This window comes from Streptomyces sp. NPDC059255 (assembly GCF_042752355.1).
In the GTDB taxonomy this organism is placed as follows: domain Bacteria; phylum Actinomycetota; class Actinomycetes; order Streptomycetales; family Streptomycetaceae; genus Streptomyces.
The window spans coordinates 16,485-32,950 of the sequence record NZ_JBHYZP010000062.1 but is presented as its reverse complement, the minus strand read 5'-3'; the positions used below and the strand labels follow the sequence as shown (position 1 = coordinate 32,950).

Here is a 16,466-nt window from a genome sequence, read left to right as displayed (position 1 = left end):
GGATGCTCGGCCAACGGGCACGTCCGGTTCGGCGGGCGGGGATGGGAAAACCGACACCCGAGAGGGTGCACGGCGTCCCGTCCCCGACCCAACTCGTCAAGAAGGGCACCACCTCGGCCGGGGTGGGCCGGCAGTACACCGGCACCTCAGGGAAGATCGACAACTGCCAGATCGGTGTGTTCGCCGCCTACGCCACCAGCTCAGGCCGGGCCCTCGTGGACCGGGAGCTCTACCTGCCGAAGGCATGGACCTCCGACCGCGAACGGTGCCGGGCAGCGAAAATCCCTGATGAACGAGGCTTTGCCACCAAGGGTGAGCTGGCCCGGGAGATCGTGCGCCGCTGCCTGGACGCGGACCTGCCCGCCGCCTGGGTGACAGCGGACGAGGCTTACGGACAGGACTGGAACTTCCGCCTCCTGCTCGAGCAGCTCGGCCTCGGATACGTGGTGGCGGTTCCCAAGTCCCAGCAGATCAAGTCTCTGGCCGGTGCCTGGCGCATCGACCAGCTCATCGACGAAGCCCCCGCCGCTGCCTGGCAGCGACTGTCCTGCGGTGACGGGGCGAAGGGCCCACGCGTCTATCACTGGGCCGCGGCGAAACTGCCCGCCAACATCATTTTCGACCCGGATCCGCCGACCCATTATCGCTGGGTACTGGCCCGTCGCAGCCTGTCCGACCCCAACGCGATCGCCTACTACCTCGCCCACGCACCCGTCGGCATCGACATCGACGAACTCGCAAGGGTCGCCGGCAGCCGGTGGGCGGTCGAGGAATGCTTCCAGGCCGCGAAAAACGAGTGCGGCCTGGACGAGTACGAGGTCCGCCGCTATCCGGGCTGGTACCGGCACATCACCCTGGCCATGCTCGCCCACGCCTTCCTCACCGTCTTGGCCGCCCAAGCCGCCCAAGACGCCCTCCAGGAAACCGCAGAAACGAACCGACCAGCCTCGCCTCCCTCACCGTGGCAGAGATCCGACGGCTCCTGGACACTCTCCTGCCCCACCCCAGACCCGAACTCAACCAGCTTCAGCACGCCTTGAGATGGTCCCACTGGCGCAGACACCACCAAGCCATTGCCCGACGATGTCACTACCGAAAGAGAACCAGCTCAGGACACGAAATCTCACTGGAGTACTAAACCGACGCTCTGCAGATCCGGAGGCGGGCTGGTCGCAGCAAGATCCATCTGGTCTGCGACGCCGTCGGCCGCTCGCTCGCCTGCGTTCTCGCCGGCGGGAACACCAACGACTTCACCCCCGTTCACCGCCGTGATGGAGGCGATACGAGTGCCTCGCAGTGGCCTTGGGCGGCATCCAGTACGGCTCGATCATATCCTGGGTGACAAGAGCTATAGCTCGAAGTCGATCTGAGCATGGCTGCGGCGCCTGGGCAACGCGCATACCGCCCCGGAAATGGGCCGATCAGGACCCGCTACCGGGCTCGGCGCGACGGCCGTGGCGGACGCCCATCAGCTATCGACTGCGAAACTTACGGGCACTGAGAGTTTCTGGGTCGTCTTGGAGGAGGAGATCGGCACGCGATTCTGGCCCGACCGGGCTGCAGTCCGCTCGGACATCTTCGGTTTCTTCGAGACCTTCTACGGCTGACGCAGCCTGCGCAAGACATCCTGTTGAGGGGGCCCTATGCCCCTCTCGCGGCGTGAGAACAACGTGTCCAGGGCCTCGAGGGAGCCTTACCTCCACCGTCCAGACCGGGCCCGTCCTCTCCGTCGCAGTTTGAGTTTTTGACTGCGCCAGATGTCTTCCTCGGATGGTATAGGTCAGATGGGACCGTCGGCCGATTAATGTCGACCCTGGCCAGCGTCCAGTGCTGATCCTCCCAGCCGTCTCGGGTCGGCCCCTTGGCAAGCTCACGCTCCAACCGCGCGAAATGCTCATCGCACAGGGTGACAGCGATGCGGGGCCCACTCGAAGCGCAAGGCCCGCGCAACGCCCTGACCCATACGTGGCGCCACCATCCCGCCGAGCGGACGCTGACACGTTGTCGACGGTCACGTATTTCGGCTCTGTCGACGATCTTGTGATGTCTTCCGTCTGAACTGGGCATCTACTGGGTGTGCGATTCAGGGGATTTGGGGCGGTTACTACCGCATTTGTCGGGTGTGGTCATGGAGTCCGTCAAACGGACGGCCGGGGTGGTCACGTTTCGTACGTCGTGCCGGACGCTCCCGGCGAGATGCACGACGTGCGCGATGCCGTCATGGCGGGTGCACGGCCGGTACAAACGGCGGCTCGCTGACGCTCCCCTTGGTGGCGCCCCGGTTGTGATCGAATTGATGGTCCGACGCTTCAAGTGCCTCAACTCCCGGTGCGCGGCAGCGACGTTCGCCGAGCAGGTCCCGGGGCTGACCAGCCCGCATGCCCGGTACACCCCGCTGCTGCGTGCGGTGCTCAGCTCGATCGCGCTGACGCTGGCGGGCCGTCCCGGGGCACGGCTCGCCGGCGCGTTGAGCGTCCGTGTCGCCAAGGACACCCTCCTGAAGCTCCTGCGCACGGTCCCGGAACCGTCCCCGTCCCAGGTCAGGGTGCTGGGGGTGGACGATTTCGCACTGCGCAAGGGCAATTTGTACGCCACCATCCTGATCGATCTGGAGGCCCGTCGGCCGCTCGACGTACTGCCCGGGCGGGACGCCGCCCCGCTGGCCGCCTGGCTGCGCGGGCATCCCGAGGTGGAGGTCATCTGCCGGGACCGGGCCGGCGCCTACGCGGAGGGCGCCCGCGCCGGCGCTCCGCAGGCCATGCAGGTCGCAGACGGGTGGCATCTGTGGCGGAACCTCGCCGAGGCCCTGGAGAAGACGGTCGGCGCCCACCACGGCTGCATCCGTGCCGCGTTCGCAACGCCCCGGGTCATCACGCAGCCGACCGAGGAGGACCAGGTCACGAAGGAGCCGCCCGGCGTCGAAGCCGTACGGTTTGTAGCGCCGGATGGGACGCTCGATCTTTTGGGGCGTCCCCGGCGCCTGGTCATCCGCACCACGGAACGGTACGAGGCAGTGCAGCAACGGCTGGCCGAGGGAAAAACACTGCGCGCGATCGGCCGGGAACTACGGCTCGACCACTCCACCGTGCGCCGCTTCGCCCGCGCCCGCAGCCTTGACGAACTGCTGGTCAAGGCCACCAACCGCGCAACCCTCCTGGACGACTGCAAGCCCTACCTGCACCAACGGTGGATCGACGGCTGCCACGACATTCCCCAACTCCATCGTGAATTACGAGAGCAAGGATTCACCGGAGACGTCCAGTGCGTCCGCCGCTACTTCCGCCCGTTCAAGAAGCCCCACAGCCCTCGGCCCAAGCATCCACCCGCACCCCCTCCCGAACGCCGGCCAGCGCCGAAACCTCGCCGTGTTATCCGTTGGATCATGACGAACCCCGGGCATCTCACCGAGACCGACGCGGCTGAGCTCAAAGAGATCCGGACCGCCTGCCCGAACTCGACTCCGCAGCACGGCACGTCCGTGACTTCGCCAACATGATGCGTGACCAGCACGGCCACCAACTGCCCGCCTGGATGGACCGCGTCCTCGAGGACGACTTGCCCGCCCTTCACTCCCTGGTCAACGGCCTGCTCCGCGACCTCCACGCGGTCACCGCCGGCTTATCCACCTCATGGAGCTCAGGCCAGGTCGAGGGACACGTGACACGCGTCAAACTCCTCAAGCGCATGGGATTTGGCCGGGCCAACCTCGACCTCCTCCGCATCCGCATACTCCACAGTCCATAGCCTCATCAGCATCACAAGATCGTCGACAGAGCCGAATTGCGTGACCGCTCACACACGTAGGTCTTTCGCGAACACGGTGCTCGAATAGCCCGGCTCTGCTGTTTCCAGCCGTAACTATGCCTGGAGGTGCTGATGTTCGGCGGTCACTCAGTCCGCCGGCCCGTGGCTACTGCGTGCATGGGCAATCCGCAGGAATCAAAGACCGTCAGCCCCTACGGCACCACGAGTTCAGCCACAGTAGCCACCTGGACCGGCACCTTCCCACCTACCGCCCCCCACCCTTGGTGGGCCTGCGACACCACCTATCAAGGCCCTACCAGCGCAGCTGACTCGCGTCGTCAGGCGATGTGAAGGGAGGTGGAAGGATCGTCGACCGCCTGTGCCAGGGTTCGGATGAAGTCGGCTACCCAGGCCTCGATGGTGGTGGCTTCGAACAGGTCGGTCGAGTATTCGAACGTGAGTGTCGTTCTCTCCGGCCCGGGGTTCACGACGACATACAGCTCATTACGCGCTGACGCGTGCACGGCGACACCGCTGACCGTCGCCGTCAGGCTGTGTAGTTCCAGGGCGGGCGGCTGTGCGGTGACTACCGTGAACAGCACGGTGGGGAAGAGGTCGGAGGCCGGACGGGCATCAACCAGCGCGGCGACCTCGCTCAGCGGCAGGTCCTGGTGGTCGAGCGCGGTGAACAGTGACCTGCCCAACTGGTCCACCAGTTCCCCGAAGGTGTCGGCGTCGCCCACACGGGCGCGTAGGAGTACGGCATCGCCGATGAACCCGACGACCCCATCACGGCCCGGCTGGGCACGGTTGGCGCTGGATGCTGCGAGGACCACGCCGTCGGGGCTGCTGCACAGGCGCGCAACCCAGGTGGCAAAAGCTGCCGCCCAGATCACGTACGGGGTGGCGCCCCGGCGCTCCGCCGTCTCGGCGACCAACTCGGCGGTGCGGCGGTCGATGGTGCGGGTGTGCAGGGCTCCGCGCCCTGACAGGGTATGCGGGCGGGGTCGGTCGTAGGGCAGGTTCAGCGTCAGCTTGGCACCGTCGAGTTCACGACGCCAGTGCTCCTCCAGCTGGCGGCGGCGGTGCGGAGGCAGGTCGTGTTCAGCCCGTGCCATGGCTGTGAACTGTGTCACAGCACCCGGAAGTTGTGCCTCGCGCTGCTGCCCGGCGGCGTTGTACAGCTCCTGCAGTTCCTGCCAGAGCACGTTCATCGACCAGCCGTCGCATATGGCGTGGTGCAGTACGGCCAGCAGGATCCAGCGGTTCGCGTCGATACGAGCCAGGCGGAAGCGGAACAGCGGGGCACGGTCCATGGCGATGGGGCGGGACGCTTCGTCCCGGCACCAGCGTGCGATGCGGTCTTCGTCCGTGGTGTAAGCGGTCAGGTCGGTGACCGGCACATCCACGGGTACCTCGGCCAGCACATCGACGAGTTGGTCCCCGTTCCGCTGGACGCACCGACTGCGCAGCGCGTCGTGCCGGGCCACCAACGCTTCCAGCGCCTGCGTCAGGTGGTGAGGGTCCAGCTCCCCCCAGATGTCGACACGGTGCGTCACGTTGTAGACGGCGGGGTCGGCGCGTTCGTGGTGGCGCCGCCACAACCTGCGCAGGCTCGACGTCATCGGGACGACGGCCACGACCGTGCCCGGAGCCGTGCCCGTGTCCGCCGCCCCGCCGCTCTCGGCCCGTGCTGCAAGAGCCCTGATCGTCGGCGTACGGAAGAAGTCCGCCATCGACAGCCGCACGTCCAGCTCGTCGGCCATGCGGTGCAGCAGGCGGATTGCGCTGAGTGAGTGGCCGCCCAGTTGGAAGAAGGAACGGTCGACGGGCAGTGGCCGGGTGCCGAGCTCCGTGCACCACAGCTCGTGCAGGGACTTCTCCAGGACCGTGCCGGGCTCGGCGTCCGAAGCGTCCGGCACGCTGCCCGCACGGTGCTCCGGGAGGCGGCCCCGGTCGAGTTTGCCGGACGTGTTGACCGGCAGCCGCTCAAGCGCGACCCAGCGGCCCGGGACCAGGTGGCCGGGAAGTTCGTTGGCCAGCGCGGCCCGCAGCCGCGCCAGGTCGGCGCCCGCGCTCCGTGGGACGACGTAGGCGACGAGTTCCAGATCGCCGTGCGCGTCCCGGCGTGGCACCACGGCCGCGTCGCGAAGCCCGGACAGCGCGCTCAACGCCTTTTGCACCTCGGCCGGTTCGACCCGGTGCCCGCGGATCTTGACCTGGTCATCGACTCGGCCCCGGTACTCCAGAGTGCCGTCGGGGCGCCAGCGGGCCAGGTCGCCAGTGCGGTAGCGGACCGCGCCGGCGCTGTCGTCGACGAAGCGGGCAGCCGTCTCCTCGGGGCAGCCGAAATAGCCGAGCGCGACCGGTGTGCCCCCCACGTGGATCTCGCCGATCACGCCCGTCGGCACCTCGCGCCCGTCCGGTGCGAGGAGCTGGATGCGTGCCCCCGGGACGGGGGTCCCGATCGGTGGCCATTGCTCCCCGTCGGGGGCGACGCGGTGCGAGGTGACGATGATCGAGGTCTCGGTGGGGCCGTACTGGTTGTGCAGGGTGCACTGCGGGTGGGCCGCCAGGAAGCGCCGCATCGCCGGAGTGAGCTGAAGCGCCTCGCCGCACTGCAACACCTCGCGCAGACTGGGCAGTTCGGGTCCAGTCTCCATCAGGTAGCGCAGCGGGGTGCACGGCATGAAGAGCCGCTGTACCTCGTGGTGGCCCATCGTGCGGGCGAGCGCCGCCGGGTCGTGCCGCACCTCGTCGTCGATCAGTACGAGGGTGGCTCCGGCTGCGAGGGTCGTGAAGATCTCCTGGACACTGACGTCGAAGGCGGGCGAGGTCCACTGCAGGGTGCGCAGCGGCTCGTGCCGCTCCACTTGGCTGCGTATCAGGGCGGCCGGGCCGCGGTGCGGGACGACGACGCCCTTGGGCCGACCGGTGGAACCCGAGGTATAGATGCAGTACGCGGGGTCCTCAGGTCGAACCTCGATGTCCGGCGGCGTATCCGGAAGGGTCGCGGTCGCGTCGATGGGATCCGAGAACAGGACGGCGGGGGCGGTCAGCGCCGGGTGCCGTTCGAGGGTGGCGGCGTCGGTGAGCAGCAGGACCGGTTGGCCGTCGTCAAGGAGGCCACTCAGCCGCGGTGTCGGCGCGGACGGATCCAGCGGCAGATAGGCGGCCCCGCTCTTGAGCACGGCGAGCAGCGCGGTGATCAGCTCGGGGCCGCGCGGCAACAGGATCGCCACCCGCTCGTCCCGGCCCGCGCCCCGCTGCCGGAGCTGGTGGGCGAGGCGATTGGAGCGCGCCTCCAACTCCCCGTACGAGAAATTCAGTTCGTCATTGGCGAGTGCGAGGGCATCCGGTTCGCGCCGGGCCTGCTCCTCGAAGAGGCCGTGCAGGGTGTCCGGGCCGGAAGGCGCCTGCTCGTCGAAACCGCCCCATCGTGCGAGCACAGCGCGGTCGGCGACTGTGGGGGTGGTCAGTTCGGCGACCGGGACTTCGGGGGCGTCGAGGGCCCGGCGCAGCAGCTGCTCCACGTACTCCACCAAGCGGTGCACGGTGGCCTGGTCGAAAAGCGCCGTGTCGTACTCGACCATGAACCGCAGGCCTTCTCGGTGGCGCGTCATATAGACGCTGAGGTCGAAGGGGGCCCGCTCGCTCGGCGCGTCGAGGAGCGCGGCAGTAAGGCGGGGAGGGTCGAAGTCGACCTCTCCCTCGTGCTCGTACTCCACCATCACCTGGAACAGCGGGTTACGGCCCGGGTCGCGGCGGGGGGCCAGCGCACCGACAAGCTCGTCGAAGGGCAGATGCCGGTGCTCGTATGCTGCGGCGCTCGTGTCCCGGACCCGACCCAACAGGGAGGCGAAGTCGGGATCGCCACTCAGGTCCAGGCGGAGCGGGACCGTGTCGAGGAAGAGCCCGATCGTATGCTCGGCACCGTGGGGCCGGGCTGCGACTGCGGTGCCGAGCGCGAAATGGGACTGCCCGGCGAAACGGCCGAGTACGGTGCCGATCGCCGTCGTCAGCGCCATGAACAGGGTGGCTCGCTGGGCCCCGGCCAGCTGGTTCACGCGTGCGACGAGTTCGCTGTCCAACGCGTATGTCAGGCTCGCTCCCGCACCGGTGCGCACCGGCGGGCGTGGTCGGTCGGTGGGCAGCTTGAGATCAGGGACGCCGGTCAGCTCGCGCCGCCAGAAGGCGAGGTTCCGGGCGGTCGCTGACGGGTCGGGGACGGGCTCGGTGTCATCCTCCAGAAGCGCGGGAAGCCGGGGCTCGCCTTCGGGCCAGGCGCGATAGTACGCGGCAAGGTCGCGGGCGAGAACCTGCGTGGAGGACGAGTCGAAGGCGATGTGGTGGGCGAGAATGAAGAGCAGGTGCCGTTCAGGGGCCAGGCGCAGCAACCGGACCGCAATGAGGGGGCCCTCGCTCAGGTCGAAGACGCGTCGGCCTTCGGCGGCCAGCACGGCCCGCAGCGCCTCTTCCTCACCGGACCCGGCATGGTCGTCGAGAGGGCAGTCTAGGACGATCCCGGGCAGCACCTGCCGGTAGGGGACGCCGTCTGCCTCACGGAATACGGTACGCAACGCGGGATGTCGGTCGGCCACCCGCTGCAGGGCCTGGCCTAGAGCCTCGGTGTTCAGCGGTCCGTCCAGGCGGATCGCCTTGGGCTCGTGGTACATGCTGGTGCCGGGGTGAAGCTGTTCCAGGAACCAAATGCGGCGCTGGGCTGGAGTGAGGGGCCTTCGCGGGTCTGATGTTCGTACCAACCCGGCGTCAGGGACGCCGTGCTGGCGCCGGTGCAGGCTGTCGATCAGCGGCAGGGCAGCCAGAACCTTATCCGCTGGCACGCCGAAGTCCACGAAGCACGCGATCTCGTCCGCGCCCGCCGCCACCAGAAGGGCAGTTGTCTCGGATGCTGTTGATTCGTCGCCGATCAGGGCTCGCGAGGCGCAGTAGCGTTCGTAGGCGCGGCCGAGAAGGAACTCCACGTCCTCCTCGGGGGTTTTCGCGAGGTCCACGTCGAGGCCGAGGCTGTTGGTGACCTGGTTGAACAGGGACAGCGAGGAGCGTAGGTACGACACGAAGGGCTGGTACGCCTCCTCGCGAGCCTTGGCCGCGTCTGAGCCCAGATAGGTGTGCACCAGCACGACGACCCGGCCAGCGGCCGGGTCGAGACCATGCTCAGCGCGGGTGCGGCGGTACAGGGCGATGTTCTCCGCCAGCTCCTCCACCGTCTGCGCCATCAGATTGGTAACAACGCCCAGGTCGTGGGCGGCGGCCCGCCGGTAGCTGTCGGGGTTGGCCACCACGGCGGCGTACATGGGCGGCTGCTTCTGGAGGGGCTTGGGGTACAGCGAGACGTCGACGGGCTTGCCATCGCCGCCGGTCAGGGTGAGTGGCTCGCCGGACCACAGTCGGCGCACGGTCTGGATCTGCTCGTACATCAACTCGCGGTGGCGCCCGAAGACGTCCGGGGCGAGGGTGAAGTCGGTGGCGTGCCAGCCACTGGCGAAGCACAGGCCTGACCGCCCACCGGAGATGTTATCGACCACCGACCACTCTTCGGCCACCCGGACCGGGTGGTGCAGCGGCAGCACCACGGACCCGGCATGCAAGCGGATGCGACGGGTGCGGGCCGCCAGGGCGGCCGCGAGGACGGAGGGGTTGGGGAAGAGCGCGCCAAAGGAGTTGAAGTGCCGCTCGGGGAACCAGAGCGCGTGGAATCCGCGTCGGTCGGCGAACTCGGCCGCCTGCATGATCAGGGCGTACTTGTCGTGGGTGGCATCGTCGGGGTAGTCGCCGAAGAAATAGAGACTGAAGTCGACAGCGGCAGTGGGGGTGGCGGATGCTATTTCGGCAGCCGGGGACGGAGCGGGGGTGCTGGCGGTTGGGTCGGCAGCCAGGGGCAGTGCGGGAACCGGCGTGACGGAGGGTGTCGCCTCGGTGTGTGGTGGAGCGGCGGGAGTGAGGGCATCCAGCTGCCGGTGGATGACGCCGGTCACCTGATCGACCATGTGCCGGGTGAGCTCCAGGTGCTGGGCGAAGAGGTCCCGCACGTCCGGTGAGAGGGCCTCCGTGGTGGATGTCGGTGCGGGCTGGGCCGACGACGTCCGTGCCTGAGCCGCGGCCCGTGGTTCTGCCCGCGGGGGCGTGCGGTGCGGAGGCGGGGCGGGGGCGGTTTCGCCAAGCGGCGTGGGTTCGCCGTTCGGCACGGATTCGGTTGCGGGCCCCGAAGCTGCCTGAGGCGGTCGCCCGGTTGCCTGGACACCTAGCTGGACCAGGCGATCGGCCAGCTTGAGCGGCGTATCCGCCGTCTCGAAGAACTCTCGGACGGGGAGGCGCACGCCGTAGCGGCGCTCCAGCTCCGTGGCCATTCCCATCAGGGACAGGGAGTCAGCGCCCAGCTCGAAGAACGAGCAGTCCGGAGTGACGTTCACGAGGTCGGCGCCCAAACTCTGCGCGGTCAACTCCCGAACACTGAGGAGTGGCTCGGCGTCATCCGGCGTCCGGGGAGCGGGGCCGGTCGGCGTCACTCCCGCGACCGGGGCCACGGCGACCTGGATCGCGGGCGTTTCGTCGGGAGGCGTGATCGGGCCGGTGGCGCGCCGCGTCCCCTCCACGGCGGGCGCGATCGTGCGGCGTCGCAGCGGGTGTCCTGGCAGTGGAATCCGGCCCCCGTCGCGTGCGAGGACCTCCCAGTCCAGGTTCGCCCCCGCGCGGTACAGCTCGCCGAGCGAGTGCAGTACGCCGCGCTGTTGCCCGGAGGCCTCGTCGCCCGCGCCCTGGCCGCCCAGCCAGCGGCTCTCGGGTACGCAGTGTCGCCCCAGGCCGCTGAGCGTGTCCCCGGTTCCGAGTTCCACGAAGCCGCCCCGGCCGCGCTCGGCCGCCGCGGCCACCGCCAGGTCGAAGCGGACCGGTCGCCGCGCCTGCTCACACAGGTACTGGGCGTCGACGACCCAACCCACGGGGCGCACTTCGCCGTCGAGGCCGCTCACGAAGGGCATGCGCAGCGGCGCGTACGCCACCTCCTCGGCAAACGCGCGGAAGTCGAGCAATGCGGCGTCGAGGACGGCTGAGTGAAAGGCCCGGTCGACCGGGAGCGCGCGCTGGCGGATGCCGTCGCGGCTGAGCAGGAGCTCGGCTGCGGCGAGAGCCTCGGGCGTACCCGACAGGACGTGCGAGCGGGGCCCGTTGACCGCCGCCACCTCGACGCCCGCCGCTGCGGCGACGCGTTTGGCGGTCGCCCGGTCGGTGCGAACCGCGAGCATCCCGCCGGGCGAGCTCTCGCGGTGCATCAGGCGACCGCGCCGAGCGGTGAGGCGCAGCCCGTCGTCGAGGGTGAACGCTCCGGCCGCATACAGCGCCGCGTACTCGCCGACGCTGTGGCCGAGCAGGACGGAGGGCTGCACGCCGCAGGCCTGCCAGACCGTGAACAGCGCCGCTTGGTGGGCGAACAGGGCGGGTTGGGCCACATCCGTGGGCCACACACTGTCCGCAGCATCGTCCGCGCCGTCCGTGTCGCCGCGCTCGCCGAGCAGCAGTGGCATCAGCGTGCCGCCGAACTCCTCGGCGTAGACGCGCTCGCAGCGGTCCACCACCGCACGGGCTTCGGCGAACCCGGCGTAGATCCCCCGGGCCATGCCTGCGCGAGCACTGCCCTGGCCGGGGCAGGCGAAGGCTGGGGCTCCGGACGGCACAGGGGAGACCGACCGTTCCAGAGCCTGCGCGAGTTCCCCGGCGTCGGTGCCCACCACGGCGGTGCGGACTGCATGGTGCGGACGGCCGCACCCGAGTGTGGCCGCCACGTCGGTGGCGGCCGTGTCCGGAGCGGTCCGCAGGTGGGCGCGCAGGTTCCCGGTCAGCTCCTCCAGGGCCTGGGCGTCGCGCGCCGAGACAGGGACCAGCACGGGCCGACCGGATGTGGCCGCAGGAAGGCGTGCCGGGGCTTCTTCAAGGATGATGTGGGCGTTGGTGCCCCCGACACCGAGTGCGCTGACCCCGGCCCGGCGGGGCGTCCCGTCGGGCACGGTCCAAGGTTGCAGCCCGGTACCGAGCCGCAAGGGGCTTTTGTCTAGGCGGAGTTGGGGGTTGACCTGGTTCAGGTGCAGAGTCGGCACCATGGTGCGGTGGCGCAGCATCAGCACTGTCTTGATCAGGCCTGCCATGCCCGCGCAGCTGTCGAGGTGCCCGATGGCGGGCTTCACCGAGCCCACCGTGCAGAACCCGGTCTGCTCCGTGCCCTCCCCGAGTGCTCGTCCGAGAGCCTCGAACTCGATGGGGTCCCCCAGTGGCGTCCCGGTGCCGTGCGCCTCCACATATGTGAGGGTGCCGGCCGGGACCGCCGCCCGGCGCAGTGCCTCGCGGACGACTCCCACCTGCCCGGCTACGCCGGGTGCGGTGAAACCCGCTTTCTGTGCACCGTCGTTGTTGACCGCCGAGCCGAGGATCACCGCGTGCACGGTGTCCCCGTCGGCCAGCGCCCGGTCCAGGCGCTTGAGCAGCACGGCCGCCACTCCGTTGCCGCCCACGGTGCCGTCCGCGTCCACGTCGAAGGTGCGGCAACGCCCGGTCGGGGAAAGGATGGAGCCGGGGTGGCTGCGATAGCCAGTCTCCTGGGGCAGGTGCACGGCCGCGGCGCCGGCGAGGGCCATGTCCGCGTCACCGGTCAGCAGTGCCTGCGCCGCCAGGTGTACGGCGACCAGCGAGGTGGAGCAGGCGGTCTGTACGCCGATGGCCGGCCCGGTGAGGCCGAGCCTGTAGGCGACCCGGGAGGCGACGAAGTCCGCCTGCTGCCCGATCGTGGTCTGCATCCCGGTGACGGGGTCGCCGCCGTCGGACTCCTGCCCGGCGGTCGAGACCTGTGTGGTGTGCTGATGGTCGTACAGGTGCATGCCGGTACCGGCGAATACGCCGATCCTGGTGTCCTGCCGGGCACCCGCATGGCCGCCGTCTTCCAACGCCAGGTGGCAGCACTCCAGGAAAAGGCGGTGCGCCGGGTGCGTGAGCTGGGCCTCTTTGGGGCTCAGTGCGAAGAAGTCGGAGTCGAAGTCGAGTGCCCCGTCGAGGACTCCGGCGACTGGGACCCGGTCGGGGGCCTTCGCCTGCTCGGAGGTGAGGCCCGCAGCCCGGAGCTGGTCCTCGTCGAACGTGGTGAGGCAGTCGATGCCGTCGCGCAGGTTCTGCCAGAAGCCCTCCGGCGAGTCGGCCCCGGGAAACCGCAGCGCCATGCCAATGACCGCGATCCGCCGGTCCGCGCCCTCATCAGCTCCCCGCGCAGCCTCGGCGGTCCGCGTCGGCTGCTTGTCGGCCGTGGAGAGGTGTGCGGTGAGCGCGTTCGCCGTGGGGTGTTCGAACAGTACAGTCTGGGGGATCGCCCGGCCCAGGCGCTCTTCCAGACGTCCTCGCAGCTGCATCAACTGCACGGAAGTGAGGCCGAGTTCATAGAATGGCAGGTGTGCCCCGGCGGGGCGGCCAAGGGCGGCGGCGAGCTCCTCACTCACCGCACGCCCGACGTAGCCGCCCGGCGCCTCGTTGCCCAGGGGAACATCGGGGGCTCCGGGGTCCGCGGGTAGGCCGCCCGCGACGAACCGGTCGCGCAGCTCGCCGCGCCGTACTTTGCCGGCGGGCGTAAGTGGGAACTCAACCCGGGCGATGGGTCCTACGTGCGCGGCGGTCAGGCCGAGGCGCGTGAACAGCTCAGCCCGCACTTGCCGTGCGATGCGGGCGTCGTCCTCGGTGCCGTGGCCGACGAAGAACACCGCGAGCCGCTCCGTGCCGCGCGCTTCGTCGGGTATCCCGCAGGCGGCGACCTCGCCGGCGCGCACCCCGGCCACGGTCGTGGCGGCGGTCTCCACCTCGTGGGCGTACACGTTGTGCCCGTTGAGGATGATCACGTCCTTGCGTCGGCCGGTGATGACAACCTGGCCCTCGGCGAGGAACGCCAAGTCGCCGCTGTCCAGCCAGTCACGGCCGTCCGGGTAGACCGCGGCGTCGGCCTCGGGGTTGTCGACGTACCCGGAGGTGAGGCGCACGGGCGCGTTTACCTGCAGCCGTCCGATCCGTCCGCTGGATAGCGGCTGACCATCGCCGTCGACGATCCGCAGGGCGGCCCCATGGGCGGGCGCACCGGCCGCGACGAAGGTGATGCACTGGTCCTCGGGTGTGTCCGCATCAGCGCTCTGCAGTTGCCCGTCGAGGCTGGACTTGACCACGCGGTGGATGGTGCCGGGCCGGTCGAGGCGGCCGTAGGTGATCGCGGTGACCGTCTCGGCCATACCCCAGGCGGGGACGAGGTGGTGCTCGCGGACGCCGATGTCGGCGGTGGCTTCGAGGAAGTCCCGCAGCACCGGCAGCGTGATCTGCTCGCCGCCGCATATCAGTGAGGTGAGCCGACTCAAGTCCCATCGCCGGTGCTGTTGTTCGGCCAGCGCGTCCGCCACCATCCGGTAGGCGAACGTGGGCGCCCACCCGTGCTGGGCGCGGTGCTCGTGCAGCAGGTCGAGCCAGTGCAGCGGGTCGGCAAGGACCCACTGGGTCGGCGCGTGCACATTCGTACAGCCCGCGAAGACCGGCAGCACGTGGTACAGCAGGAACGCCCCACTGTGGTCCACCGGCAGCCAGTTGACGAAGGTCTCCCCCGGTCGTACCGGCAGGATCCGACGGGTACTGGCCGCGAGGTCCGCGAGCCCGGCATGGGTGAGGCGCACCGCCTTGGGCGCGCCCGTGCTGCCCGAGGAAAGCATGAGGAGTGCGGTATCCGACGCCTGGGGCATGTGGTGTTCGTACGTCGGCGGGCGCCGCCTCCAGTCGACGACGGCCACCCGCCCGTTCAGCTCCCCGTGTGCGAGGCCGACCGCACCCGGGGCGTCGGTGAGCACGAGGGGTCGCTTCAATAGCGCGCAGACGTGGGCCAGGCGTTGCCGAGCCGCCGAGCCGACGGGCGGGTCGGCGAGAGCCACCGGCACCGCACCGGTCAGGACACAGGCCCAGAAGGCCGGGAAGAAGTCGGCGAGCGGAAGCCCGCACAGCACGACAGTGTCCCCGGGCCGCACCCCGTGCTCACGCAGACCGGTCACGAACCTCTGTGCCACGTCATGGAGTTGCGAATAGGTGTGCTTGGCGGCCTGGCCATCGGGGCCCACGGTAACCACCCCGGCCCCGTGCGTCCCGTCCGCGGCTCGCAGCAGAGCCTGGACCGCGTCGCGAGGGTCTTCCCCAGTGAACTCCGGCTCAGGCCCTCGGTAAAGGGCCTGCCCCTGGACGCGTGCCATGTGTGTCCCCTTCGTCAGCGATCAGTGGTTCCTTGGTGCCAGAACTGCGGGTGGTGCTGCCGGGGCGCTCGGCCGTGCCGCGGCGAAAGGCGGCGACGTACAGGACGAGCGCCAGCGCCCCGCCCAGGGCGGTGGCGTGGAACATAGCGACGACCCTGAGCGCGGGAAGGACCTCCAGTGCCGCCGCGGCGCCGATCATGCCGAGACTGAACCCGGCCGTCTCCGCTGAAGCCGACAGGCCGAGCAGGCGGCTGCGCTCCTGCTCGGGTGCCGCCTGCAGGCTCGAGACGTACACGATCTCGGCGCAGCCGTCCGCGAGGCCCGCCATCAGGGCCGCCGCCATCAGGGCGGGCACAGGCAGCGCGGTGAAGGCGAGCACGAACGAGATGGACATGACGCCGGTGCTGAGCGCAAACACCCGCGCGCCATAGACCTTCTCACCCCTGAAACGCTTGAGCAGCTGATGGGAGAGGAAGGTACCCAAGGCCCAGGCGACCCAGAACTGGGTCATGAACAGCGCAGAGTTCTCCGGAAACCTGAGGCTGGCCACGACGGGCAGAGCCACGTTGTGGGACGAGGAGGCGAATGCGTCGGTGCCCCGCAGGAGCAGCATCCCAAGCATCAGCCCGGGGATCCCCGCCATCAGGCGCCTCGTGCCCTTCCCCTGAGTCCGGTCCGCGGACCGATCCGGCAGCGCCGGCTCGGCGACTGTGCCGTCGCCGGAACCGGCATCGGCTCCGCTACCGGCATCGGTACGGAGCCGCAGTGCCACTACCACCGCGGCCGACACCGCGAAGCTGGCCCCGTTCACCGCGAAGGCGAGGCCGTACCCCCCGAACGCGATGATTCCCGCGGCCGACGCGAAGCCGAGAAGGGTGGCGAACGAACGGGCGGTCACCAGCAGCCCGTTGGCTCGCATCCGCTCGTCCTGGCCGACGATCACCGGCACGGCGCTCCGCAGTGCAACCGTGAACAGGGCGTTCCCCGCTCCGAGCACAACGACCGCTCCCAGGAGCAGGGTCAGCGAGGAATCGTTGGCGCTCAGCGCGAGGATGGCCATCGCGAGGGCCTGTGCCACGTCGGCGCCGATCATCACGGTGCGACGGCCGAGAACCGCGGTGATCGCGCCCGCCCCCAGGCCGGCCAGCACGCCGGAGAACAGCCGGAGCGCCATCACCGCGCCAATACCGAAGGCGGTGCCCACGACTTCGTATGTGAATAGGCTCAGGGCGATCAGATTGAGGAAGTTCCCGTAGGCGGACACTGAGTAACCGGCCACGAGGGCACGGAAGCGCCACTTGCTCGAATCTTGTTCGCCTTGCCGACCCAACTCCACAGAACTCCTCATGTGCATATGCAACAGATGAGCAACGCCGTACAGGGCCGAACGGTGTCCAACTCCCGTCGGCGACATGACGGCGCAAACGCGGTGGCGGCTGCCTCGCTTCCTGGGGG

The 16,466-nt window shown here is 69.5% G+C and carries 5 protein-coding genes; 3 read left to right on the top strand and 2 right to left on the bottom strand.

What is annotated here, in order from left to right; genetic code table 11:
* The 3 genes from ACFXKG_RS39655 to ACFXKG_RS39645 form a co-directional block, all read left to right on the top strand.
* Positions 1-1,040 (top strand): IS701 family transposase (locus ACFXKG_RS39655; protein ID WP_384849980.1); only part of this gene is annotated, 1,040 nt, incomplete at its 5' end.
* 1,088 nt (positions 1,041-2,128) lie between these two features.
* Positions 2,129-3,496, top strand: a complete 1,368-nt coding sequence (locus tag ACFXKG_RS39650) for an ISL3 family transposase (protein ID WP_384849977.1) — start codon at positions 2,129-2,131, stop codon at positions 3,494-3,496.
* Positions 3,493-3,744 carry a transposase gene (locus ACFXKG_RS39645; RefSeq protein ID WP_384849974.1) on the top strand — a complete coding sequence of 84 codons (252 nt, stop codon included), beginning with the start codon at positions 3,493-3,495 and terminating at the stop codon, positions 3,742-3,744. Before ACFXKG_RS39650 ends, ACFXKG_RS39645 begins: the two co-directional genes overlap by 4 nt.
* A gap of 338 nt (positions 3,745-4,082) precedes the next feature.
* On the opposite strand, the gene ACFXKG_RS39640 is transcribed toward ACFXKG_RS39645, so the two are convergent.
* Entirely contained in the window at positions 4,083-15,011 is a 10,929-nt protein-coding gene (locus ACFXKG_RS39640; protein ID WP_384849971.1) for an amino acid adenylation domain-containing protein, read from the bottom strand.
* Positions 14,971-16,347 carry an MFS transporter gene (locus ACFXKG_RS39635; RefSeq protein ID WP_384849968.1) on the bottom strand — a complete coding sequence of 459 codons (1,377 nt, stop codon included), beginning with the start codon at positions 16,345-16,347 and terminating at the stop codon, positions 14,971-14,973. Before ACFXKG_RS39635 ends, ACFXKG_RS39640 begins: the two co-directional genes overlap by 41 nt.
* Positions 16,348-16,466: the final 119 nt, after the last annotated feature.

Coding starts and splice junctions, on each gene's coding strand:
- ACFXKG_RS39650 (WP_384849977.1), top strand. CDS start 2,129: ATGGAGTCCGTCAAACGGACGGCCGGGGTGGTCACGTTTCGTACGTCG.
- ACFXKG_RS39645 (WP_384849974.1), top strand. CDS start 3,493: ATGATGCGTGACCAGCACGGCCACCAACTGCCCGCCTGGATGGACCGC.
- ACFXKG_RS39640 (WP_384849971.1), bottom strand. CDS start 15,011: ATGGCACGCGTCCAGGGGCAGGCCCTTTACCGAGGGCCTGAGCCGGAG.